Genomic DNA, 24,221 nt, shown 5'->3' on the forward strand with positions numbered 1-24,221 from the left:
TATCAAACTGTAGCAACGGAATGGTCACCGGAACGCACTCGAGTCGCCGAGCGGTGCTCGGCGGCATCGGTACCCTCTTCGTCGGCGGCTGTCTCGGACGGGCGAACCCGTCGAGCGGAGCCAACGACTGGCGAATGTACGGTCGCGATCCCGGTCGAACGCGGTACGTCTCGGGCGTCGAGGTTCCAGAAGACGAACCGGAGATCGCGTGGGAACGCAGCGTCGGTGCCTCCGGCTGGCGACCACCGATCGTCGCCGGCGAGACCGTCTACTGTCAGTACGCGAACGGACTGTTCGTCCTTGATCTCGCGACCGGCGAGGGAACGCTCGCGAGAACTACCGGCGCGTTCGGTCGGGGGACGGGACCGATGGCGTTTGCATCGACGGAGATCTATCGCGACGGTGTGCTGGTCGTCCCCTACGGCGAGGCCATCGCCGGTTACGCCGCTGCCCCTGAGGGCTGGCCGGACGAGGTCTCGGGCTTCGGCGACGAACTGCTCCGGTGGTGGAGCGATGGAGAACGCGTCGGAACCGACGGTGCAGGTATCGCTTCGCGCTCGGTCGAGTCCCGGTCGCTCGCCTCGCCGGTCGTTGCCGATGGAACGCTCGTGACCGTTCACTCGTTCTCCGACAGCGTCTCCGCCGTCCGGCCCGACGACGGCAACCCGCGCTGGCGGTACCCCCTCGAGGACGCAATACCGGACGACTGGGACTACGGCCTCTTTTCGATCGGCCACGTCGTCGACGAGACGACCGGCACCGTCGTTGTCAAGGGACGGCTCTTCGGAACTCCGTACCTGGTCGGGCTCGATCTCGCCGACGGGGACCTCGAGTGGACGGTCGACGAACGAGAAACCGGCGCCGAGTTCAACGAACGGGAGGATAGCCTGCTCGCACGCGAGGGGGTGGTTTACACAGTCGGACAGACCGAAGACCGCGACCGGCGGATCCTCGAGATCGACGCGGAGACCGGGGAACGAGGCTGGGACCGGGCGCTAGATCGATCCGATCACATTGGGCTCGCCGTCGACGACCGGACGCTGTATCACGTCGGGACTGTCGCCCGCGACGGAAGCGATCCGCTGACCGTCACGGCGCTCGACCTCGACGACGGGAGCGTTCGCTGGGAAGCGATCTTCGACGGCGGTTCGGTCGCCACGCCTTCGATCTCCCTCCAGCCGCCGACGGTAGCCGGCGACTCGCTGCTCGTTCCCGGAGACGACGGCCTGCACGCACTCGACTGCGAGACCGGCGACCTCCTGTGGACGTTCACCGAGATGGTCGGCACGTCGGGCGGGAGTGAGACGGAGCGAGAGGCACTGACGCCAGCCGTCGTCGCGAACGATCGAATCATCCTCGGCACCACGCTCGCGCTGTACGGACTCGATATTTCCTAACCATGTCGACGGACTCTGCTTCCACGACCGACACCACCAATACGAGCCCCGGATTCGCCACTGTAGCGCATGCCGTCGTCACCACGGTTCGCGATCGTCCCGCGTCGCTCGTCCCGTTTCTCCTCGCCGGAATCGTCGGCGCGGCCAGTACTCTCGGGAGAATCGAGACGCCGTATCCGGTCGGCGTCTCGTCGTTCGGCGCGAGCGGATCGCTCCGGATACCGATCCCGCTCGTCCCTCGCCTCGAGCCGACCGTCGAACTCGCACCGACGATCCTGTCCGGCCTGCGACTCGAGTACGCCGTCACCCTCCTTGGCTGGCAGGTCGCGCTCGCAGCGGTGACGGCGGTCGCGTTCGCCGTCGGCATCTGGCTCGTCGCTTCCGGGACAAAGGGGTTCGCTCCGCCGATCGCTCGAGTCGGCTGGCTCTCAATCTACGTGTTCGCCGTCCAGGGCGTGTCGTTCGGGGCGATCTACGTGCTCGGGAGCTGGTTCACCGGGATCGGAACTACCGTGTTGACCGTACTCGCCGCAGTCGTCATCGCGGGCGGACTCCTGGTGGCTCCTGCATCGATCGTCCTCGGTGGAACCCGACCCGACGCGGCGGTGCTCGAGAGTCTCGCCTACGCCGGCTCCAGACCGTTCTCGAGTGCCGGCCTGGTTCTCTGTCTCGGAATTCTCGCGGTACTCTTCACTGGCGTTGCGACGATCGTATCGGGGGTTCCAGGGCTCGCAGCCGGCACGATCACGAGCGTCGCAGTCACGGGGACGGCCCACGCGGCAGTCGTCGCCAGCATCTACGAGCACGGCAGCGAAAACGAAGTGTCGCCGAGCGACTCGTAGCTGACCCGGGAACGCTACTCCGTACGTTCCAGCGTCGGCGGATCGCTGTCCGCTCTCGATTCGAGAAATCGCTCTTCGTCGTCAGAAAGGTCGCGCTCGCGGAACTGCTCGAGGCCGGCCTGATACCGCGCTCGAGCGTCCTCGATAGTAGGAGTCGGGTACTCGAGGAGCAGTTCGGCGATTCCCGTTTGCTCGCCGGTGTAGGCGAAGCCGGTTCGATACAGCGCCTCGTAGGCGAACGGGTTGTTGACGGCGATTCGAAGCCGATCGTAGCCGCGCTCTACGGCGCGGTCGCGAACGTGGCTCAGTAGCGCCGGGCCGATGCCCTCGCCACGGCGCTCGCGGTCGACGGTGACGTAGCGCAGCCAGAGCGTGCCCGCGTCGGTGCGGTCCTCGTTGAACGCGACGGCGGCGACGATCGTGTCGTCGGCTCGAGCCACGGCTTTCCCGGTGTTCGTCATCACGAACTTGCCGGCGTAGCTGAATCGTTTGTAATCGAGGCGCAGTTTCGGCCCGTCGGGTGGCCAGCCGAGCAGTTCGTACTCCACGCCGAAGGGTTCGTGGGCCAGCACGTAATACTGACGGACGGCCACGGGAGCCAGAGTCTAATCGCCTGCCAGCGTGGTGGTTGTACCTGCCAGTCCAACTCTTTTGCAAGCGGTGGTGAGAGGCCGGCGTATGAGCACCGAGACAGACACCAAGTCCGCGTTCGGCATCAGTGCAGCAGTGGCTTGCTCGTCGGCGGCGCAGTCGGCGGCGCCGCATTCGGCCTCCTGATGTGGCTAATCAACCCCGCGTCCGTCACCGTCGCGATCCCCGCGATCTACGGCCTCGAGCCGGTCGGTGCGGTCGGCTGGGCGATTCATATCGCCCACGGGATCATCCTCGGACTCGTGTTCGGATTGCTGGTTACCCGCGGCCCGATCCTCGGAATTCTCCGGACGGACGTCGAAACGGACGCGCTCTCATAGACCGGCATCGTCGGCCGACTCGTCGGCGCCGGTTCCGTGTTCGGACTGGCAGTGTGGGCGATCCTTCCGCTACTCGTCTTGCCCGTCTGGATCGAAACGACCGGCGGCGGGGCCGGTGATTTCCCGACGGCAGCCGCCGAGAGCCTCGGCGGGCACCTCCTGTTCGGAACCATCCTCGGGCTCGTCTTCGCGACGATCGTCGACCTCAGCGACCGACCGACGGAACGACCGCTCGAGGAGTGACGTGGCTCGCCGAATCGGTTTTTCGTTATCACGTCTCACCAGGGATCTATCATCGATGGCAAATGTAAGGGAACGGTTGACATAGCCCCGGTAGCTATCTCTAACATGGAGCCGGAAGACCGGTCGTCTGATCGCTCGACGGCGACTCGAGACGCTATCGACGATGCGTTTCTGGCACTTCGGGACCGAAAGCGTCGCTTCGCGTGTTACTTCCTGCTCGAACACGAGACGGCGTCGCTTTCGGAGGTGGCCGACGTCGTGTCCGGGTGGATCCACACGGCCGACGGGAGACTCGTCGAGTCGCGGTGTCGTGACCGGTGTCATCTGCAGCTCCGACACGTGCACGTTCCGACGCTTGTCGAAACCGGCGTGATAGCGTACGACGACGAGGCGGAGACGCTCTCGCTGGCACCGTGTCGGGAACCCGTTCGTGAACTGATCGCGCGGGCCTGCCGGAACGAAACCGGCTCGTGCACGTAACTGCGCGGCGTCTACGCGCCGTGGATACTCGAGGCCCACCCCGATGACACTCACCGACTGCTTTGCCCGGCTCGAACCGCCGACGCGAACGGTGACGATCTACTCGCCACAGCCACAGCCCGACGTTGCCGACTGGTTTCAGACGGGCATCGACACCGTCGACTACCGGTCGCTCCCGGACGTGACCGCACCAGAGCGGAGTTTCTTCGTCGTCCACGACGACGGGACGTTCGTTGCGGCCGTCGGCCTCGAGTCCGCCCGTGAGTTCCTCGAGCCGCCGATCCACGAGCCGTGGGCCGACGCGTTCGACGACGCCACGTACCGCCGTCTGGTCGACGTCTTCGAGTCCACGGTGTGGCACTCCCTCGAGCGGCGGCAACTGCTCGCCGTCAGTCGCGGGATCGAGAACCGAGCCTGGCAAGCCGGTAGTGGCACGCTCCGAGTCGGCTTCCAGAACGCGGCTGCCCTCGAACCGATGGAACCGGTCTACACCCGTCTCGCCGCGGAAACGGCGCTCGACATCCACGTGTACATCGCCGACGAGTGGGACCGTCCGGCGATTCCCGGGGTGACGATTCACACCGACGGCGGCGACGGAATCGGGTCGTTCTGGGTGCTCGTCTTCGACGGCGACGGCGATCCACTCCGAACCAGCGGGCTCATTGCCAGAGAGCGCAACAGCGGTGGGTTCGAGGGAGTGTGGTCCGACGAGCCACAGGTCGTTGCGCGACTCGAGCGAGCGCTGCAGGCGGCTGGCGACTGACGACTGATTCAGTGCCAGATTCGGCGTCTTCGAACCGATTGCTCGTAACGAGTGGTTGTGGTGAAAGACGACAACAGAATCCTATCGCTGTCTCCGACTCAATATCTGATTGATTTTCGCTCGGACCATCTTTTCGGTCCCAATCGGCTATTGTGGGGTCTCGATGTATATAATATATGATTTCTGCCACTGACGATGTTGAATCTTTATTCGGTCGATTACCGCAATTACGTGTGCCATGGTACCAAACACCAATGGTGGGCGTGAGAGCGTGCAACGAGTCTATCGGCGGCGCTTCATGCAAGCGGCGGCGACCGGAACGGCACTCGGACTGAGCGGTACTGTTCTCGGGCAAGCGGACGAGATTCAGTTGGGCGGCGAGACGAGTGGCTGGGTCGGCGAGGCACCGTCGGAGATCGAGAGAGAGACGAACCCGACGCTCACCCTCGAGGCGGGCAGCGACTACACGCTCACGTGGACGAACCTGGATGGCGCGTCGCATAATTTCGCGATCGAAGACGCGGACGGCAACGATCTCGTCGGGCCGACCGAGATCGTGTCGTCGGAAGGCGAGAGCCAGACCGTCGAATTCACCGCCACCGAGGAGATGAGCGAGTACTATTGTCAACCACACGCACAGTCGATGCGGGGCTCGATCGAACTCGCGGGGGCGGCCGACACGACGGCAGCGGCCGACGAACCGGATCCACTCGACGTGCGGCGGATTTCGGTGCGCGATCTCGACAACTCGAACTACGAGATGCTGTATACGTACCGCAAACGTCGGGCGCTCGAGGTCCTCCTGTCGGATCCCGAGATAAACGACACTGTCGGGAACTTCCTCTCGGGATTCGAAGCGTACGATCCGCACACGGACCGACTCGACTCGATCAGCGTCCAGGGGAGTCCGGACGTCGAGATCGAAGGCGGTATCGACGAGGGTGCCTTCGAGGTGACCGTCCGCGACCGGCAAGTCGCCTACGGCCTCGTCGATCGCCAGCACGACGAACTCGTCGGAGCGACGCTGACCGAGCCACACGACGTCTCCTGGACCGCCTGGGAAGCCGACGACCTCGGCGAGGCTCGGCTGCGGACGGTGATCGACGATTCGCGCGTCCAAGAACACATCGACGGAAACGATTGGTACCCGCTGTTCAAGGTCGCCGAAGAGATCACGTCGGCTCGAGGAATCGAACACGCCGGCGTGAGCCCAGTCGTCCTCTTCGTCAAGGACGAAGACGATCTCGCCGCTGTCGCGGCGTACCTCGACGTTCGGGAGGACGAGGCTGGGGAGGTCGTCGACGTCGTTCGGATCGACGACTTCGTCGAGTTCCCGCCGAACGAATTGGCCGCACAGGTCGCCACGAGCGACGAGTCGGTGCTCGAGGACGTTCAGGACGTGCCCTTCGAACAACGTCCGTGGTACACCGCCAACGATGGCTACCACCGGATGGAAGAGCCGGACGACTCCTTCGAGCGCTCCGGCTGGAGCATCGACTGGGAACCGCCGGGCGTCCACGGGATCACCGTCTCTGCGTCCTACGAGGGGAAGCCGGTGTTCGAAACCCTCGACGCGCCGGTGACCTACACGGGCTACATGCTGCCGCCGCGCGAGGGCCGAAACACGCGCGAGTGGTTCTTCCCGGACGACGAGCCCGTGTTCAACGGCGACCTGCTCTTCTGGGACATCCACAGCGTCGACTTCGGCGGTCCGGGCCCGCTCGGCGTCATCGAGTACCCCGAAGAGCCCGGTCGACCCGAAGGCTTCCGCTTCCGGTCGCACTACCACACGGGGGCTCACGGCCGCTCGAGCGAGGACTTCCACTCCGGCCACCGCTTCGGGCCGTACAACTACGATATCTCGTACGACTTCTACGACGACGGCGTCTTCATGCCCGTCTGGCGGCGACAGGGGCCGGGGTTCATCACCGAGTACATCGGACAGGACGACGAGAAAGTCACCCAGCAGTACATCTCCTGTATCGCGATGGACGTGACGCCGGGCACGACCGACGGCGTCGAGGTCGAACTCTTCGACGGGGACGAGTGGATTCGGGCGAGCGAGGAGTTCTACGTCGAAGGCGAACCCGGAATGATCGCGCGCTTTAGCAACCCCGACGGCTCCGAAACGATCGACCTACCGCTCGATCACGACAAGGAACTCGTCGTCGTCAGACGCACGGAGGGCGAGATTGGCGTCGAACAACGGATCGACGACATGGACGTCGAGTCGGCGTTCTACCATCCGTCGCAGTACGTCGACGGCGAGTCGATTCAGGGCGAGCGCGTCCTCGTCTGGTTGCTGATGGAGGCGTCGACGGACCAGATGCCACACCCCGCCGGGACCACGTCGTTCGTCACCTTCGGCGAAGTAACCCTCTCGGGGTACTGACGACACCCACGCGGTCGACTCGGTTTTTTGATCGATGAACGGTGAGCGGCGACTCGAGACCGCTGCCGCTGGCGGTACTGTTCATCGAACAGAATACGGATCGGATGTGAACTACGCGGAGACGGTCGCGTCGCTCACGCGCTGTGACGCCTCTATTTCGAATCCCTCGTACGACTGCTGCTGCTCGCAGCAGAAGTGCGCGGACCGGGATTTGAACTACCCCTGAGAACCTCCTCGCTCCGCTCGCAGCACCGCAGTATACTACAAATCCCTCATACGAGTCCTTCGGCTCACGGGTTTGTTCGCCGCAGGAATGCGCGGACCGGGATTTGAACCCGGGCCATGAGCTTGGAAGGCTCAGGTCCTACCACTAGACCATCCGCGCCTATCTCCCGATTCTGGTTCCGTGTTTAAGATGCTTCCGTTTTCGTTCAACCCGCTCGAGTCGGCCATTCGTGTGTGACTGAATCGCGTATCGACCGACTCACTCGTCGCATCCGTCCAGATCAGTCGTCGGTGCTCCGGACACCGTCGCATAGCAGTTGCCGCTCGAGAGCTCCCACTCGAGGACCTCGAGCGCGCTGGCCTCGAGGGCCGTCTCGAACTCCTCGGGGCTGTAGATGTGATAGAACCGGTCGACGGTCTCACCGCCCGGAAGGGTCCACTCGACCGTCGTATCGAACCCGTCCGTCTCGTCGAACGTGTCGTGAGCGGTCGACCACACGCTGAGAAGCGCGCGACTGTCAGGAGCGAGCACACGCGCGAGTTCGTCGAGACTGTCCCGGCGCGCCTGCTGGGTCGGCAGGTGATGGAGCGTCGCGACGTAGACGGCGAGGTCGACGCTGTCGGCTGCAAGCGGCACTCGGGCGGCGTCGCCCTGACAGAGTGCGACGTCGAAGCCGTGCTCACGGGCGCGGTCGCGGCCGGTCTCGAGGAGGCCGCGACTGACGTCGAGCCCGACGACGCGCTCGCAGTGGGGGGCCAGCAGTTCGGCGTGGCGGCAGTTCCCACAGCCGAGATCGAGCCCCGTGAGGGGAGCGTCGGCCTCGAGGTCGTCAGCGTACGTGTCGACGAACGCTTCGACTTCGGGCCAGGCGTACTCTCTGGTGGCGGCGAAGTGTGTGGCGATCCGATCGTACGTGTCGCGAACGGCGGCTCGTCGCGAGGGTGCGATGTGCTCCTGCTCCTCGGCCATTGTCCGTCCTCGTCGGGGCACGCGCAAAAAGCGTTCGCAACGCTGTCACGCGCAGTCTGCCATCATAATCTCGGCCGAGTAAGTGGGGTACCGAAGCGGTGCTGTCGGGTCGCCGACGGTACGGCGAACCGTCCCGATCGATGATCCATCGTGCGTTACGTTGATACGGTGTGAGTGCGAACCGTCAGGTACGGAATGAGGCGCGAGCACTTCACGTTAGATGTCAACAATGTCGGCTGGGTCGAGACCAACGGCGAACCGAGCAAACCCTCGGTATCGATCAACTTTACCGGCCCGGCGACGATGCTTCGCGAGCGCCTTACCGGCCCTGATGGAGACGTTCTCGAGGCAGGAGAAACGGACGTTGCGCTCCGGCTGCAGGGCCCATTGGGCGACGATACCGCGGGTGTCGTCAGCGTCACCAACCGAGTGACCGGCGAGTTCATCCTCGAACTCAACGAGGACGCCGACGACGTCCTGACGTTTATTCAGGCCGCCCGAGGCTACGGTGAGACCGCACCCGAGGACGAAGGCCGCTACGAGGTCGAGATCAGTCTCGACGGCGACCGATTTGTCACCTACGACAAGCGGACGTTTCTCGTCTACGACGACGAAGGGGATCTCCTTCGCCAGCACAGTCTGATTCCCAGCGGCGTCGAACTCTAATCGGCGCTCGGTCGTTTTACCAGACTGGTAGCAACCGGCAGATATAAGTATTTTAGGCACGCCTAAAACGAATGAACGCCGGCAGATGCCGGAGGGTCGATAAATGTCGAAGGGACAACTGTTTACAACGGCGGGTGGAGAACAAACGGACTCACCGACAGTACCGGCAGACGACGTCGTCCTCGAACTCGAGGGCGTCGGCAAACGGTACGGGTCCGAAGAGGTCATTCCACAACTCTCCTTGTCCGTCCACGACGGCGAAATTCTCACGCTGCTCGGCCCATCGGGCTGTGGCAAAACGACGACACTCCGGCTGATCGCTGGCCTCGAGAGACCAAACGCCGGACGCATTCGGTTGCAAGGCAACGACGTTGCCGGCAACGGTCGGTTCGTCCCGCCGGAAGAGCGTGGCGTCGGCGTCGTGTTCCAGGAGTTCGCCCTCTTTCCGCACCTGACCGCCCGTGAGAACGTCGCCTTCGGACTCCAAGAGTGGTCCGAAGCCGACCGCGACACCCGTGTCGACGAACTGCTCGAACTCGTCGGCCTCGAGTCGCAGGGCGAGGCATACCCAGACGAACTCTCCGGTGGGCAACAACAGCGGATCGCACTCGCCCGCTCGCTCGCCCCCGAACCCGAGATGCTGTTACTCGACGAACCGTTCTCGAATCTGGACGTCGACCTGCGCGTCGAGATGCGCGAGGAAGTTCGTCGGATCATCAAAGAAGCCGGGGTCACGGCTATCTCGGTCACTCACGATCAGGAGGAGGCACTTTCGATCTCCGATCGCGTCGCCGTGATGAACGATGGCGATATCGAACAGGTTGACACCCCGCAGCAGGTCTTCCAGCAGCCGGAATCCCGATTCGTCGCCGGCTTCCTCGGCCACGCGAGCTTCCTCTCCGGAGCAGTTCACGGCGACAGCGTCGACACCGCACTTGGCCGTGTGCTCCGGGACGACGTCAACGGCCTCGCCCATCAGTACGACGGCTCTAACATCGACCTGCTCGTCCGCCCCGACGACGTGACCGCCTTCCCGGCCGAAGACGACGAGACCAACGGCCGTGTCGTCTATCGTCGGTATCTCGGCCCGACGGTCCTCTATCGTGTGGAACTCGACTCGGGTGAAACGATCGAGTGTATGCACAACCACTCCGATCAACTCGACCTCGACGAGCGCGTCGCCGTCCGGGTCACCGCCGACCACGAACTCGCGTGGTTCCCGGTCGACCAGCGCGACGAAACGGCAGCCATCGCGTCGGACTGAGCGTCGGTCGCCGCTCGTCGACGCCGCTCGCGCTTTCCGCTCGTCCCTTCGACGCTTTCGTCACCGCTCGAGCGAGTCGTCTCCCCGTCAGCCAACCTGACGACAGTTCTGACAAACACACAGGTTGATACGTTTTCACACCGAGTCGACCAGTATGGCAGACAAGAACTGGCGTCGAGTTGCGTCCGGCTGTGGACTCGCCGCGCCGATCGTCGCGCTGGGAGCGATCGTTCTCGCGACACTGCTCGCCGCCCCGGAGACGTTCACCTGGCGCGAGCGAGCGCTCTCGGATATGGGCCGCTACGGCACCCGGACGTTCGTGCTTTTCAACGGCGGGCTGATCGTCGGTGGCCTGCTCGGTATCCCCTTCGGCTGGCGACTCTGGGTGGGCAGTCGGACGGTATTCGAGCGGGTCGGGGTTATCGCGCTGTGGGCGGCGACCATCGGACTGGTCGGCGTCGGCGTCTTCTTTCTCGGTCACACCGCGTTCTACCTCGAGACGAGCCTCCACGGGCCGGCCGCGCTGTTGTTTTTCGGACTCGCGCCGGTCGCACAGTGGCTCTACGGCACCGGGCTTGTGCTCGCCGACGAGCGCCGACTCGGACTCGCGTCCATCTGGCTCGGCCTGATCCACCCGCTTTGCTGGCTCGGCTGGATCCTGTCTCGAGTCGGGAGCGCCGACACCGGGGCGTGGTTCGCCGTCCCCGAGTTCGTCGCTGCAGTCGCGTTCGGGGGGTGGACCCTGCTCATCGCCGGCACGCGATGGCGACGTGACAGCGCCAGCAGAACCACGGTACCGCGCCGCTAACTGCCCGTGACGGGTTTTGCGACTGCAGCGCACACAACGCTTAAATCGAAACCGTTCATACAACGGTGTATGCATAAAGACGAACTCCTCGAGCTCCACGAAGAACTCGTCGTCATCATGGAGCACTTCTCCCAGCGAGAGGACGTCGACGAGGAACTCTTCGAGCCGTACCACGAGCTCGACGTCGATCCATCGCACGTCCACAAATCGAAGAGCGAACACAAACACGCCGTCTTCATCCTCGGGAACGCCCTCGCGAAGGGCATGAGCGATGACGAGTTCTCGAGCGCCGGCCGAATCGGCAAGCGGATGAAAGAACTCGCCGAGGACGCCGAGTCGAAAATCTAGGCGAAACGTATTTATTTCAGTTCCGGCTTGTTGAACTATGAACTCGCGCACGCAAGAGCGCGTCGAACGGTGGGATTCTCGTCAGTTCGAGGGCGGGTACGATGGCCTCGCTGATCTCGCTGCTGCTGACTTCTCGGGCGCCGTCGTCGCTAGTGGGACGTGGCTGTTTTTGCTCAATGGTCGTGTGGTCGGCGTCGTCGATGGAACGATGGCGGACTTCGAGACTGCAACGGGGACCGTCTACGAGGCACCGCATCCATCGCTCCCGTTGCTCTCGGCGATGGAAGAAAGGGACGGGGACACGAGAGCTAAATACTACACGAACGAGACGCCGCTTCACGAGGTCGACGAGACGCTCCAGAGCGGGTCGTTCACTGGCTACGTCGAACTGAGCGAGAACGTTCTCAGTGGGGACTATTACGCCGTCTACTACGGCGGGCGTCGAATGGCAGCGGCCTACATCGGCAACGCCGAGCAACTGCTCACCGGCGACGAGGCGTTCGAACGTGCCGACGACGAGGTCGGTATCTACGAGGTGATCGACGTCGACATCGACGTCACCGACGTTCCCGGCACCGACACCGAAGCGGCCGAAACGACTGGCACCGACGATGAGAGCGCCGAGAACAGTGCCGGCGCCACTGACGACCGACAGGCGACGACCGCGGAGACAGCGGCCGAACCGAGCGCCGATCCGACGGAGTCGGCCATCGAGTCGATTGACATCTCCGGCTCGGAGTCGACAGCTGACGAGACAGCCTCGAGCCCTTCGATAACGGACATCACTCTTGGGGAGCCAGCGGAGTCGACACTCGAGAGCGAATCACCGACCGACGACCCAGAGCCGGCGGCGGACGACCGACCGGGGATCACGGCGGCCACCGACGTGGAGCCAGAACCCGCCTCGAGCGGGATCACCGACGCAGAGGCGACGACCGATCTCGAGAACGAGCAATCGACGACCGAAGACGACCACGCGGACCGCGATCAGACGCCGAGCGAGTCCGGCGGCGAGCCGGATGCGGCGGTCACAGTACGCGAGGACGAGCCCACCCCCTCCGAGTCGGACGGAACCGAGTTCGACGCCGAGCCAGCGGTCGACGACGCTCAGTCGGCCACTGACATCGATACCGACGGCGAGCGCGGTGCTATCGACGCTGCCGCAATGGATGCTGCGGTGGACGACGTCGACGAACCCGCCACCACAAGCGAGGGCCCCGACTCGAGCGCGCTCGATCCCGCCACGGTCGAGGAGGCAGCAGCGCAACTGGATCAGAGCAACATTTCCTGGACCGAAGACGACGTCGAGTCAGCGGCCGAGGACGAGTCGGCCGACAGCGAACGATTCGAACAGGAGGCCCAGTGGCGCGAAACGCGTCGCATTCCGTCGATCGATCCGGACAACACCGAAGCAGCGACTCGAGACGGCGACGTCACCGGCCGCGGCGACACACGCTCACGGTCGCGCGATCCGCAGTCGTCGACCACGACGGCCGAGACGGCCGACAGCGACGCTCGTGACACCCCGACGACAAGCAGTTCGACGGTCCCGGAGCCGACGAATCGAACGCACCAGCAGGCCAGCAACAGCACCGATGGCACCCGTAGCGGACCACAACGGACGGATCGGGCCGAGACCAGCACCGACTCGAGCGCCGCCCAGCCGGCGTCTGACACTGCTTCGAGCGACGAGTACGAACGGAAGATCGCCACACTCACGCAGAAACTGGAGACCCTCGTGAAGAAACGCGATACGCTGGCAGCGACAGTCGAGGAGCTCGAGGCCGAACGCGACCGGCTGCGATCGGAAAACGAGGAACTGTCGACGACGGTCGACCGGCTCCAGTCGCGAATCGAGGAGTTACAGACCGAACTCGAGGAGGCCCGTGCGGCGACGCCTAAGTCGGGTGCGAACGCGCCCGAGGCGAGGACATCGCTTCCGGCCCAGCAGGCGCTTGCCGAAACGAATCTCTTCGTCCGGTACGGATCGAAGAGCCAGCCGACCCTCGAGACGGCCCACGACGGCGAGGCCGACCGCACCGAAGTCGCCTCGAATCTTCGCCTCGAGTACCACACCGGCTTCGACGCGAGCGACGTCGTCGTCGACGGCACGCCGTACGAGGAGTTTCTCACGACGACGATGGAGTACCGCTTTGTCGACTGGCTCACCGAGATGGTCCTCTACGAGATTCGGGACACCGGCAACGCCAACGGGCTCGGTGATCTCTACGATGCGATCCCGCGGATCGACCGCGCCGAACTCGACGCGACGATCTCGCTCGCGGACGACGACACCGAGGACGTCCCCGAGCGCGTGACGTTCGATATCGTCGCGTTCGACAAGATGGGGAACCCGTTAGTCGTCGTCAATCTAAACGACTCGCGCGAGCCCGCAACGCAGGACATGCTCGAGGAGATGGAAGAAGCCGCCTCGGCGGTCAAGGCAAACTACCCCGACCTCGCGGCGGCGACCGTCGTCACCTCGAGTTACTTCGAACCCGGCGCGCTCGAGGTCGCCGACCAAGCGACGAGCAGCGGACTGCTCAGCCGAAGCTCGAAGCTAAGCTACGTGAACCTCTCTCGCAAGCAGGGATATCACCTCTGTCTGGTCGAGTCGCGTTCGGAAGGGTTCCACATGAACGTCCCCGAACTGTAAGCCCCGGGATCGATTCAGCTGTAGTCGCGCTCGAGTTTTTGAGAATGGCTGATACTCGCGTACCGAGCGAGTCGTTACCGTGGCTGTCTCACCGTTGTCGTACGAAGAGAACCCACCCCTAAAGCGGGCGCTGCACAGCGCGGCGTCGGGCGCGCGTGAGACTGCCCGTGACCGGTCGGTGTCGACTGCGGGCAGTCCGTGGCGAGCATCGGTCGGTGGTCGAGGCGCAGCTACCTCGATATCTCCGGCCCGGGGACAGACGCACAGAGTCGGGCCGGAACGGTTCGGAGAGAGATTAGCCTTCGATCTCTGCGACGTCTTCGATCTTCATGCCGTCGAGCTTGTCGATGATGTCGTCGAGCTTGCCGTCGAGTTCGTCGACGAACTCAGCGGTGCGCTCGGTCTTGATCGCACCCTGGCTGGAGGGCTCGATGAGGTTTTCCTCTTCGAGGACACGAAGCGAGTACCGAACTTTGTGGTGCGGGTAGCCCGTCTCGTTCGACATCTTGACGATCCCGATGGGTTCGTTCTCGATAACCATCTTCAGGACCTGGAGATGCCGTTCCAACATATCGACTTCCTTCTCAAGTCGGTCTATCATGGCATTTGTTAACTTGTCTTTGGACCTTTTAAAAGTTACTCTCGGCGGCTGACCGGTTGCCGTCCAACCGAAATGTCGGTCCTGTCAGTAGTTAACGGTTCCGTTCTGAGGGTCGGATCCAGCACGGTCTGTCAACCGATTCAACATAATCGCCCGACGAGACGGGGTTGGTGTCGACCGCGCGGCGAGCGACCGTGGTGTATCGACGACGCGCCACCGGTAGGAATCGTCCCTCGGCAAGTCGGCGTGCAAGTCGAGTCGTCACTCGAGTCCCGACGGGGAGTCGATCGATCGCGACACCCGATCATATGCATAGAAGTGTATAGATTGCCAGCCACACCCCGGCCATACCGTAATCTGTTTATCGGCCCGGCAAGAATCCGCCGCTGTTATGACCGTCACAATCGTCGGGTCGCAACTCGGCGACGAAGGCAAGGGTGGAGTCGTCGACGTCTACGGCGACTCCGCCGATGTCGTCGCTCGATATCAGGGTGGCGACAACGCTGGACATACCGTCGTTCACGATGGTGAGAAGTACAAACTATCGCTCGTGCCGTCCGGAGCCGTTCGAGGGAAGGTCGGCGTCCTCGGCAACGGCTGTGTCGTCAACCCGGAGACGCTGTTCGACGAGATCGATACGCTCCGCGAGCGCGGCCTTGAGCCGGACGTGCGCGTGGCCGAACGCGCACACGTCATCCTTCCATATCACCGCGCGCTCGACGGTATCGAGGAAGCAGAGAAAGAGGATCTCGCGGCCGGAACGACCAAACGCGGTATCGGCCCGACCTACGAAGACAAGGCCGGTCGACGCGGCGTCCGCATCGGGGACTTGCTCGATCCCGACGTGCTCCGCGAGCGACTCGAGTACGTCGTCCCCCAGAAGAAGGCCCTCGCAGAGGAGGTCTTCGACAAGGAGACGGGCGAGGCGTTCGATATCGACCACCTCTACGAGACCTACCGCGAGTACGGCACGCGACTCGAGGAAGAAGACATGACCGTCGACTGCGGAACGTTCCTCCAAGAGCGCATCGACGACGGCGACAACGTCATGCTCGAGGGTGCACAGGGGACGTCGCTCGACATCGACCACGGCGTCTACCCCTACGTCACCTCCTCGAACCCGAGTTCCGGCGGTGCAACCGTCGGCACCGGCCTCGGTCCGACCGTCGTCGGACAGGGCGACGTTATCGGCATCGTCAAAGCCTATCTCTCGCGTGTCGGCACGGGGCCGCTCCCGACCGAACTCGGCGGCGTCGAGGACCAGACGCCCGACTACGACCCCGAGGAGGGTGCTGGTAAGGACGAAGAAGAACTCGCAACCCAGATTCGCGACGAGGGTGGCGAGTACGGCACTGTCACCGGTCGCCCGCGCCGTGTCGGGTGGCTCGACATGCCGATGTTGCGCCACGCGGCCCGTGCGAACGGCTTTACGGGACTCGCGATCAACCACATCGACGTGCTGGCTGGCCTCGACGAAGTGAAAGTCGGCCACAGCTACGAGTTCGACGGCGAGGAGATCTTCACCGTGCCCCCGACGACCGAGCAGTGGGGCCGCTGTGAAGCGACGTTCAAGTCGTTCGACGGCTGGCCCGACATCGACTGGGCCGAGGTCGCAGACGAAGGCTACGAGGCAATTCCGGAAAACGCTCGCACCTACCTCGAGTACATCAGCGACGAACTCGACACGCCGATCTACGCGGTCGGCGTCGGTCCCGGCCGCGGCGAGACCGTCATCGTCGAGAACCCCTACGAATAGCGGCCAACAGTTCCGCTTTTTGCTGTTCGCTGGAGTGAGTACAGCCGGACCTACCGGAACATACACACAGCGGTCTTTTGCACGCTCGAGCAGTAGGATTGGACGAAGATCCGTTCTATGAGTGATCCATTCGCTGCCCTCGTTCGTCGACTCGAATCGACGCTTGGCGTCCCATCGGAGACGGTTCGTCGGCTCGAAGCGCTCGACCGCGCGATCGCCGACTGGATGGGCCGATGGGGGCTGCCGACACTGCGTGTCGCGCTCGGCGTCGTGTTCGTCTGGTTCGGTGGCCTGAAGGTGGTCGGCGTGAGCCCGGCCGCGCAACTCGTCGCCGAAACGGTGTACGTCGTCCCGGCAGCACTGTTCGTCCCGATATTGGGCATCTGGGAGGTTCTTATCGGCGTCTGTCTGCTCTATCGGCCGCTGATCCGACTCGGTATCCTCCTGTTGTTCCTCCAGCTGCCCGGCACCTTCCTCCCGCTCGTGCTCCTCCCGGATGTGGCGTTCACGACGGTTCCCTACGGGCTGACCGTCGAGGGGCAGTACATCGTCAAAAACCTCGTCATCATCGGTGCCGCGCTCGTCGTCGGCAGCACCGTCCGCGAGAGGACACGAACACCGCCGGAGTGACACGCGCGCCGTTGCGCAGGCCGCGGTCGGTTCGTTCCCGAAGCCTTTTGCTGTCTGCGGTAAGCCTGTCTATCATGAAGGAGTCGTTGCTGGAGATCCTCTGCTGTCCGCTGGACAAACACGAACTGGAACTCGAGGACGCCGAGTACGACGATGCCGACGAGGAGATCGTCGGGGGCACGCTCGTCTGCAGCGAGTGCGGCGAGCGATACCCGATCGAAGACGGCATCCCAAACCTGCTGCCGCCAGATATGCGCGAAGAAACCCCGGCCTGATCGAGTACTCGAACCGTGTCCCGAGAGGTCATCGTCCACGTCAATCGCGGGGCTGGCGACTCCCTCGAGTCAGCCGTCGGTCACCTCGAGGTCCGGGGGTCGTTCGACCTTCGCTTACAGAGCCACGGGACACCCGCACACGTCCACTGTCGACTCGACGGCGACCTCGAGCGAATCGCGTCGCTCCCGGAGTCGAACTACTACGTCGACGCTGATGACGAACTCGTCGTTCTCATCCGCGTCGACGCGGAAGCGATCGACCGCCCCGTCGAGGGCACGCTCGAGGTGCTGACCGGATACGGCTCGGAGTCGATCGCGATTCCCGTCACTGTCAAGCCGGCGCCGGGCGACGTCGATGTCGACGACTCGCTCGCGAAACCTCAGTCAACCCCAGAGCCCGGCCTCCTCGAGCGAGTCGGAACCGGAACCGGAATCGGTATCGAGCCGGCGACGCTCGGCGTCGTCGCGCTCGGCCTCGTCGCCGTCGCCATTGCGGCGATGACGGCGGCCACGATCGGCGGCCCGGTCGCGATGGCCGGTCTCGCGATCGTTGGAGTCGGCTTTCTCGTTGCGCTCGTCTTGCTAGTGCGTTAAGGAGCCCACGACTGGCGCGATAGTGCGGGGCTCAGTGTAACTCCTCGTCTCCCGTTTTCGCCGTGACAACCGTGAGTGAATCAAGCAGTCGTCCAGCTGTCGCACCGCGCGACAGCTGCCAGCAGTCGTCGTCAGTCGTCGCGCGTTCGCGCCTCGAGAGAGCCCTCGTCGTCGAACCGTTTCGCCCGGAGGTATCGCGCTCGATAGCGGTTCGCCCCGTCGTAGACGTCCGCCTCGCGGATCTCGTCGGTGCGGCCGTCGGCGACGGCGTCGATCAGTTCCTCGAGTTGGTTGAGTTCGCTCGTGGTCAACTCGAGTTCGTAGGTGTGTTCCTCCTCGGACTCGAGGACAGTCCACTTGCGTGCGGCGGCGACGACGAGCGAACACGGCTCGCGGCAGGGGAACTGGCCGTCGCCGCCGTCGACGGCAAGCTCGTTGCCCTCGTCGTACTGCCACTCGCGGCGGCGCAGACACTGGGAGTCGACACAACAGGCCTCGGTCATCCACTCGACGGCCTCCCGTGGCAGCTCATCGATGACGTCGTAGATTCCGGTCTGGCGCTCGGCAGTCTCGAGCCAGTGGTCGACGTCTAACTCTCCCTGGCGCTCGCGGTGCCAGTTTTCGATCGTTGCCGGGTAGAAAAAGCCGATGGTCTCGACGAGTTCGGCGCCCGAGAGGCCGGTAAAGGCCCAGCCCGAGACGAGCGTGGGAGCCGTCTTCAGCGGCCGATAGCGGCCGTCGCCGTCGTACGTCGACAGCTCGCGGGCATCGCACGGGTCGTCATAGACCTCGAGGTCGGCGAGGTCGGTGTCGGCGTCGTCGACGTGCCAGAGATCGTATACTCGCTCGCCGGCGGGCTCGTCGACGTCGTCGACGAGTCGGGCCGTGATACAGAGCTGTCCCCACTCGCGGTCGATCCCCTCCCGCAGTGCGTCGTATCGCGCCGGGACGGCGAGTACGTCGTCGTCGGTCGACACGGTGTCGTCTGCCGGCGCGTCGTCGCCAGATTCGGCCTCGGGTGGTGCTCGCTCGCACCATCGCAGGAACGCCCGGCGGGCAGTGCCGTCCCCACCGACCGACGCCCGCCAGTAGCGCCAGTTCGTGACGTAGTCGGTGATCGGCTCGAGCGCGGCCTCGAGGTCGGCCGCCTCGAGATCGGTCTGGTCGCTCTCGGGCGTCTCGAGGGCGTACGTCTCGCCCTCGCGCTCGATTCGGAGGCCGTCGAACACGATCGACGACTCGTCCTCGAGCGTCTCGAGCAGCGCGTCGAAATCGAACTCAGCTGTCGCCATCGTCACGAGTCAGTCCCCCGCTCCCGTGCTCGGTTCGAGGTCCGACCCGCGGCTGCCGTCGGACGCCATCGTCGCCCGGACCGACTCGAGTGCGCCGCCGATGTCCGCGCCGGCGTCGGCCGCGCGCTCGAGGACGACGTCGGCCATCAGTCCCTCGGTGCCGACGGCACCGGCGTACCAGATCCGGTGGCCGTCGACCTCGGCCGGAACCGACCAGCCGAGGCGGTAGTCGTCGGTCAGGCCCATATCCTCGGGGATGTCCTCCTGGGTGTGGTAGCCGTCGGCGATAAACAGCGGGACGACGACGATGTCGTCCGTCTCGAAGTAGTCCGTGACGTCGTCGACCTCGGGCTCTTCGTCCATGAACAGGGCCTCGACCTCGTCGAATCGGTCCTGCTGGCGGATTCGATCGGCGTGATACTCGACTGCCTTCGCGGAGTTTTCGTTGCGCTCGGTGCCGTGGCCGACGACCGCGAGGCCGACCCCCTCCCCGACGTCCGGATCGTCCGTCACGCTCTCGGCACGCTGAACGATGACGTCGGTCATCGCATCGTGAGTGCCGACCGGCCCACAGTAGTGGATCGTCTTCTCGACGTCGTCAGCCTCGAGCGTCGCCTGCGAGGCGTCGGTCCCGTCGGAATCCCACTGGTCTGGGTCCCAGTCCTCGAGACGCAGTTCGCGGGGGATGACCTGCTCGGTGAAGTAACCCTCACTGATAAACAGGGGGACGACGAACACTTCATCGGACTCGAGCGTGCGGATCACCTCGCGGAAATGTGGCTCTTCTTTCCAGAACGCCTCGCGGACCTCGTCGAACGCTCCCGTCTCGCGGACGGTGTCGGCATGGGCGTACGTGGGGTCCGAGGCGTCCGGATTCAGGTGCGATCCGTGCGCCGCGATAACCAGCGCTTGCATGGCTCGTCGTTAGGATGGGGACGGTTTAGGGACTTCGCTGCCGGCGCGGGTCGCCGCGTCCTCGGACCCTCGACCGCCGGTCGACGAGCGCCGACGTGTTCTCGGGACAGCGAACGATATATCCCGACCCGCGCCGAACTCGAGGGCGTGCAACTGGTGGGCTACGAGCCGAGTGGGCGCGGATCGGCGCTGGTGGTCGGCGACGGCGGATCGGTCGAGCGCCAGCTCCTCGAGCCCGGCGACTCGCTTGCCTACGCGCTCGGCTCGCGCCACTGCGCCGGCACCGTCCACGACGGCGAGCACCGTCCCTGTGATCGCCCGTCGGCCCCCTACTGCGAGTATCACACGAGCACGTGGGTCTGTGCGCGCTGTACGGGCACCTGCCTGAAAGACGAGATGGACTGCTATCAGGACCACGCCGTCTACATCGCCGCCTTCGCGCCCGACACGTTCAAAATCGGCGTCACCAAACTCCGGCGACTCGAGACCCGTCTCCGAGAGCAGGGAGCCGACCGCGCGGCCCACGTTCACACCGTCTCGAACGGCCGCATCGCCCGCGAGATCGAAGCCGAGATCGCCCAGCGGCTGGTCGATCGCGTCCGAATGCCGACGAAGATCGCCTCGATCGCGGCGACCGTCGACGAGGACGCGTGGGACGCCACACTCGAGGAATTCGAGGTGATCGACCGCTTCGCGTTCGACTACGGCCTCGAGGGCGAGTGTGCGAGCCAGCCGGTTCCCGAAACGATCGCCGCCGGCACCGTCGCCGGCGTGAAAGGCCGACTGCTCGTCCTCGAAAACGGCGGGACGACCTACGCCGTCGACATGCGCGACCTCGTGGGGTATGACGTGACGGCGGGGACGACGGACCGACCCCTCCAGTCGTCGCTCGGCTCGTTCGGATAGCGCTGTCCCGCAGGACCGGGACGGCGAGTTCTGCGAATTTGTTTATCAATGTCGTTGTCAGGTTAGTGTGCGCTAGTGTGTCCAACACAGAAATCCTTTTCCGCGGCGGCACAGAATCCGGAGGTATGGCTGACGAAAACGAATCCAACGACGCGGGAGACGAGGGCAGCGAAGAGAAGTCGTTCCGCGAACGAGTCGAAGAGATTCGCGAAAAACGCGCCGAAGAAGGAGAGGGCGAGGGTGAGCCACCGGAGAGCCCGTTCGGCGGCGGCGGCGGCCCTGGCGGCATGGGCGGGGGCAACCCGTTCGCGCAGATGATGGGCGGCATGATGGGCGGCGGCCCCGGCGGCCCCGGTGGCGCACCAGGCGGCCGCAGTGAAGAAGCCGGGAACGAAGAACTCGTCCGCGAAGTCCGACAACTCCGTGACGAGATGCGCGATCAGACCCGCGCGCTCAAGCGGATCGCCGACGCGCTCGAGGACAACTAACGACGCCCGTCGGTGTCGACTTTTCACTGTGCACAGACTGACCAGCGTCGCGTGGGCCAAAACTCGTCGCTTTTAAACGGCTCTTTCAACGCCGGCGAAGCGTCCGCAGCGACGGCACGCGGCCGTTCACCCACGATGAGATCGACCATCGACCGACGAGGATGCCGGCGAGTTCGACGCTGAGATACGCGAGGACGACGCCGGCGAGCACGTCGATTGCCCAGTGAATACCGAGGTACATCGTCGAAATCGCGACGGAGAGCCCGAGTACGGCCGCGACGACGTTCCACATTGGATAGTACGCTCGAGTGCGGTAGGCCAGGATGGAGACGGTCGCGGCGAGCGAGGTGTGCAGCGACGGGAAGACGTTGGTGTTGCGGTTGACCTGTCGCGTGAGGTGTTGGTACTGCGGATACGTATCGTACAACAGTGCATCGACGAGTTCGGGCATCATGTTTCGCGGCCCGTAGGCGATGACGAAGACGTACACCGCCAGTCCGATGGTGTAGTTCAGCGTGTACGCCGTCAGGAGTTCCCGGAGTTGACGCGTCTCCGAGAGCGCGAAGTACGCAACGACGGGAAACGCCAGCAAGAAGACGTAGCCGTAGATGTAGATGAACGAGAAGTACGCCGTCACTGCCGGCGTCGCCTGTGCCTGCAGCCAGACGATGAACTGTCCCTCGAGGTCGTAGATCGCCCAGGTAAGATTCCAGTCGATCATCCACGAGAGTTCCGGGCCAACCTGTCTAGCGACGCTGTTCAAGAGCAACGCCGAGGCGAGGACGACGGTGATCGGTGCGGCCGCCCGCACTCGGTGTCGCCACGCGCCGCGCGTCTCTCGGAGTCGATCCCGACCGACGAACAGCGCGGTCGAGAGGAGAAGAAGTCCCGTCACGACCACGATCAACTGGACTAACACTCTGCCGAGCATTACTGTCTCACCCGCAGGTTTCCGTCGGCATCGTACCGAAACCCGGCCTCCTCGAACGCCGTTCGTGCTGCATCGACGTCGACCTCGCCGTTCGATCCCAGAAACGGCGTCTCCGGATCCGAACCGTTCCACGCGAGGTGGTCGGGAACCCACTCGTCGGTCAACGGTGTCGCGATCGGATTCGCGTGACCGTGGAAAACGTCGTCAACCAGCCACGCCTTGTCGATCAACTGCGCGACGACCTGTCGAAACCGGGGGTTTCCAAACGGTGCCCGCCGAGCGTTGAACCCGAGGTGGTAGAACGTCCACGACGGCGACTCGAGCAGTCGAACGCCGTCCGGTTCCTCGACGTCCTCGATGACGTAGCTCTCGAGGATCGAACTCGTGACGTCGGCGTTGTCGTTTTCGAGTAGTTGCATCGCCGACGTGCTCCGAGGATTGATCTCGATCCGTACCGCCTCGACGGTCGGTGCTGGCAACTCGACGCCGTCACGACGCGTGAAATGCTCGTCGAAGCGCTCGAGGGTGACGTGCTCGCGCTCGGTGTGGGTCCCGTACTGAAACGGGCCACTCCCGATCGGTGGGATGTTGTCCGTGACTACCGCCTGCGTCGTCCCCTGTGCGACGCGGACGCCGGGGACGGTGGCAGGTGTTGCTCGATCTGACCAGTGATGCTCGGGCAGGATCGGCACTGTCAATGCGCGTTCGCCAACCGCCTGTCCAGTCTCGACCGTTAGCTCGAGGCTGTCCTCGCTTTGTGCATCGATATCGTCGATCGCCTCGACGGCACCTCGATAGCGCGGGGCCGGCGCGGGCGACGTGCTGGTCCCGAGGGCGGTGTCATCGAGGAGCCGATACGTAAAGACGACGTCGTCGGCCGTCACCGACACGCCGTCGTGAAACGTACAGTCCGGACGGAGAGTCACGCGCAGCGTCGACTCGTCGGTCCACTCCCAGCCGTCGGCGAGCCACGGCTCGAGTGTGTGTGTGCCGTCTTCGGCCACGAGATCGGCGACCAGCGAGTCGTACAGCAGGTCGGTGACCGTTCCCCGGCCACGGTATTCGGCGTTCAACGGATTGAGGTTCTGGGACGGTCGGGCGTCCGTGTGGACGACCCGAAGCTGCTCGGCGCTGTCGTCAGTCTGTGGCTCGAGACCGAGATACCCCGTTCGCGTCGCGAGATGGCCCGCGTCCCAACCATCGAATCGGTCGTCTCTGACGAGCCGGTGCTCGATCGGGGTGCAGATCGGTACGAACGGCTGTTCGATCGACAGTGCCTCGAGAATGTCTTCGACGGCGTCGCGGCGTTCGTCCCCGTCGGCGTCGCGCTGGGCCTCGAGTAAGTCGTCGAGCAGCAGATTCGTAAAGCCGAACGGGTTCTGCCAGCCGGACTCGTCGGCGTACAACGAGTGGAGCATCTCGTAGAGGAAGTCCGGGTCGGTGTCTCCGGGATGGCGACCAACGTAGAGGTCGAAGTCGTGATTGATCAGGACCGTCCGCAGGAACTCTTCGTCGGCTTGCATCTCGATGGCGACGTCGATGCCGACGGCCTCGAGCACCGTCGCGATCTCTCGGGCGAGGCGGATGCTCTCTCGATCACCGTCGGCGGACAGCGTCGTGATGGTCACCGACAGCTGTTGGATATCGTCTCGGTTGACGACGCTGCGAAGTTGGCGGACACAGCCGCTGGTCGACGCCGTTAGCCCGACGGCACCGGCCAGCGCAGCCCGACGGCTGATGCCGCCAGCGCTGTCTCCGGTGATGTCTTGGTCCGGAATGGTCCGTCCGCGACTCATTTCGTTCGTTTG

23 protein-coding genes, 1 tRNA gene and 1 pseudogene are annotated in these 24,221 nt (G+C 64.3%); 17 read left to right on the forward strand and 8 right to left on the reverse strand.

The features are described from left to right. Positions 1-20 precede the first annotated feature (20 nt). The gene (locus GCU68_RS11860) at positions 21-1,397 is read left to right on the forward strand and encodes an outer membrane protein assembly factor BamB family protein (RefSeq protein WP_152941873.1); all 1,377 of its coding nucleotides are present in this window, start codon (positions 21-23) and stop codon (positions 1,395-1,397) included. Positions 1,398-1,399: 2 nt separating this feature from the next. After that, on the forward strand, positions 1,400-2,239 hold the full coding sequence (locus GCU68_RS11865) for a hypothetical protein (protein ID WP_152941875.1): 840 nt from the start codon (positions 1,400-1,402) through the stop codon (positions 2,237-2,239). Positions 2,240-2,253: 14 nt separating this feature from the next. Here the strand turns inward: GCU68_RS11865 and GCU68_RS11870 are convergent, their stop codons facing one another. After that, on the reverse strand, positions 2,254-2,787 hold the full coding sequence (locus tag GCU68_RS11870) for a GNAT family N-acetyltransferase (protein WP_152943711.1): 534 nt from the start codon (positions 2,785-2,787) through the stop codon (positions 2,254-2,256). 130 nt (positions 2,788-2,917) lie between these two features. Here GCU68_RS11870 and GCU68_RS11875 point away from each other — a divergent pair. The 4 genes and pseudogenes from GCU68_RS11875 (at position 2,918) to GCU68_RS11890 (ending at position 7,088) form a co-directional block, all read left to right on the forward strand. Continuing rightward, positions 2,918-3,453, forward strand: a pseudogene (locus GCU68_RS11875) (hypothetical protein). 105 nt (positions 3,454-3,558) lie between these two features. Next, on the forward strand, positions 3,559-3,933 hold the full coding sequence (locus GCU68_RS11880; protein WP_152941877.1) for a DUF7344 domain-containing protein: 375 nt from the start codon (positions 3,559-3,561) through the stop codon (positions 3,931-3,933). 43 nt (positions 3,934-3,976) lie between these two features. After that, a complete protein-coding gene (locus GCU68_RS11885) occupies positions 3,977-4,696 on the forward strand; it encodes a DICT sensory domain-containing protein (RefSeq protein WP_152941879.1) in 720 nt (239 codons plus the stop codon). A 238-nt stretch (positions 4,697-4,934) separates the two neighbouring features. Continuing rightward, entirely contained in the window at positions 4,935-7,088 is a 2,154-nt protein-coding gene (locus tag GCU68_RS11890; RefSeq protein ID WP_449411960.1) for a cupredoxin domain-containing protein, read from the forward strand. Between the two features lie 314 nt (positions 7,089-7,402). Here the strand turns inward: GCU68_RS11890 and GCU68_RS11895 are convergent. Both GCU68_RS11895 and GCU68_RS11900 read right to left on the reverse strand, forming a co-directional pair. Continuing rightward, positions 7,403-7,473, reverse strand: a tRNA-Gly gene (locus GCU68_RS11895). A gap of 99 nt (positions 7,474-7,572) precedes the next feature. Continuing rightward, entirely contained in the window at positions 7,573-8,283 is a 711-nt protein-coding gene (locus GCU68_RS11900; RefSeq protein ID WP_152941881.1) for a class I SAM-dependent methyltransferase, read from the reverse strand. Between the two features lie 195 nt (positions 8,284-8,478). Here GCU68_RS11900 and GCU68_RS11905 point away from each other — a divergent pair, with 195 nt between their 5' ends. From GCU68_RS11905 to GCU68_RS11925, 5 genes are all read left to right on the forward strand, one after another. Then, complete coding sequence (locus GCU68_RS11905; protein WP_152941883.1) at positions 8,479-8,949, forward strand: DUF5793 family protein; 471 nt, start codon at positions 8,479-8,481, stop codon at positions 8,947-8,949. Positions 8,950-9,052: 103 nt separating this feature from the next. Beyond that, complete coding sequence (locus tag GCU68_RS11910) at positions 9,053-10,213, forward strand: ABC transporter ATP-binding protein (protein ID WP_152941885.1); 1,161 nt, start codon at positions 9,053-9,055, stop codon at positions 10,211-10,213. 154 nt (positions 10,214-10,367) lie between these two features. Next, on the forward strand, positions 10,368-11,021 hold the full coding sequence (locus tag GCU68_RS11915) for a DUF998 domain-containing protein (protein ID WP_152941887.1): 654 nt from the start codon (positions 10,368-10,370) through the stop codon (positions 11,019-11,021). Between the two features lie 69 nt (positions 11,022-11,090). Then, positions 11,091-11,369, forward strand: coding sequence for a UPF0058 family protein (locus GCU68_RS11920; protein ID WP_152941889.1), 279 nt, complete (start codon positions 11,091-11,093; stop codon positions 11,367-11,369). A 37-nt stretch (positions 11,370-11,406) separates the two neighbouring features. Next, positions 11,407-14,025, forward strand: a complete 2,619-nt coding sequence (locus GCU68_RS11925) for a DUF7527 domain-containing protein (RefSeq protein WP_152941891.1) — start codon at positions 11,407-11,409, stop codon at positions 14,023-14,025. A 295-nt stretch (positions 14,026-14,320) separates the two neighbouring features. Here the strand turns inward: GCU68_RS11925 and GCU68_RS11930 are convergent, their stop codons facing one another. Then, positions 14,321-14,626, reverse strand: coding sequence for a hypothetical protein (locus GCU68_RS11930; RefSeq protein ID WP_076578478.1), 306 nt, complete (start codon positions 14,624-14,626; stop codon positions 14,321-14,323). Positions 14,627-15,017: 391 nt separating this feature from the next. Between GCU68_RS11930 and GCU68_RS11935 the strand changes: the two genes are divergently transcribed. The 4 genes from GCU68_RS11935 (at position 15,018) to GCU68_RS11950 (ending at position 17,881) form a co-directional block, all read left to right on the forward strand. Continuing rightward, a complete protein-coding gene (locus tag GCU68_RS11935; RefSeq protein WP_152941893.1) occupies positions 15,018-16,382 on the forward strand; it encodes an adenylosuccinate synthase in 1,365 nt (454 codons plus the stop codon). A 117-nt stretch (positions 16,383-16,499) separates the two neighbouring features. Next, the gene (locus GCU68_RS11940; RefSeq protein WP_152941895.1) at positions 16,500-17,012 is read left to right on the forward strand and encodes a hypothetical protein; all 513 of its coding nucleotides are present in this window, start codon (positions 16,500-16,502) and stop codon (positions 17,010-17,012) included. Positions 17,013-17,086: 74 nt separating this feature from the next. Beyond that, positions 17,087-17,287 carry a methytransferase partner Trm112 gene (locus tag GCU68_RS11945; RefSeq protein ID WP_152941897.1) on the forward strand — a complete coding sequence of 67 codons (201 nt, stop codon included), beginning with the start codon at positions 17,087-17,089 and terminating at the stop codon, positions 17,285-17,287. Between the two features lie 15 nt (positions 17,288-17,302). Continuing rightward, positions 17,303-17,881 (forward strand): DUF7524 family protein, encoded by a 579-nt coding sequence (locus GCU68_RS11950; protein ID WP_152941899.1) that lies wholly within the window; start codon positions 17,303-17,305, stop codon positions 17,879-17,881. Between the two features lie 131 nt (positions 17,882-18,012). On the opposite strand, the gene GCU68_RS11955 is transcribed toward GCU68_RS11950, so the two are convergent. Then, on the reverse strand, positions 18,013-19,173 hold the full coding sequence (locus GCU68_RS11955; protein WP_152941901.1) for a DR2241 family protein: 1,161 nt from the start codon (positions 19,171-19,173) through the stop codon (positions 18,013-18,015). A 9-nt stretch (positions 19,174-19,182) separates the two neighbouring features. Further along, positions 19,183-20,088, reverse strand: a complete 906-nt coding sequence (locus GCU68_RS11960) for a CbiX/SirB N-terminal domain-containing protein (RefSeq protein WP_152941903.1) — start codon at positions 20,086-20,088, stop codon at positions 19,183-19,185. Between the two features lie 147 nt (positions 20,089-20,235). On the opposite strand from GCU68_RS11960, the gene GCU68_RS11965 reads away from it, so the two are divergent. Both GCU68_RS11965 and GCU68_RS11970 read left to right on the forward strand, forming a co-directional pair. After that, positions 20,236-20,994 carry a DUF2797 domain-containing protein gene (locus tag GCU68_RS11965; RefSeq protein WP_152943713.1) on the forward strand — a complete coding sequence of 253 codons (759 nt, stop codon included), beginning with the start codon at positions 20,236-20,238 and terminating at the stop codon, positions 20,992-20,994. 125 nt (positions 20,995-21,119) lie between these two features. Then, positions 21,120-21,482: a hypothetical protein gene (locus tag GCU68_RS11970; RefSeq protein ID WP_152941905.1), complete on the forward strand. Its 363-nt coding sequence runs from the start codon at positions 21,120-21,122 to the stop codon at positions 21,480-21,482. Between the two features lie 85 nt (positions 21,483-21,567). Here the strand turns inward: GCU68_RS11970 and GCU68_RS11975 are convergent, their stop codons facing one another. Both GCU68_RS11975 and GCU68_RS11980 read right to left on the reverse strand, forming a co-directional pair. After that, entirely contained in the window at positions 21,568-22,413 is an 846-nt protein-coding gene (locus GCU68_RS11975) for a phosphatase PAP2 family protein (protein ID WP_152941907.1), read from the reverse strand. Beyond that, on the reverse strand, positions 22,413-24,209 hold the full coding sequence (locus GCU68_RS11980) for an ABC transporter substrate-binding protein (RefSeq protein WP_152941909.1): 1,797 nt from the start codon (positions 24,207-24,209) through the stop codon (positions 22,413-22,415). Before GCU68_RS11980 ends, GCU68_RS11975 begins: the two co-directional genes overlap by 1 nt. Between the last annotated feature and the right edge of the window lie 12 nt (positions 24,210-24,221).

Source organism: Natronorubrum aibiense, from assembly GCF_009392895.1.
Classification (GTDB): Archaea; Halobacteriota; Halobacteria; order Halobacteriales; family Natrialbaceae; genus Natronorubrum; species Natronorubrum aibiense.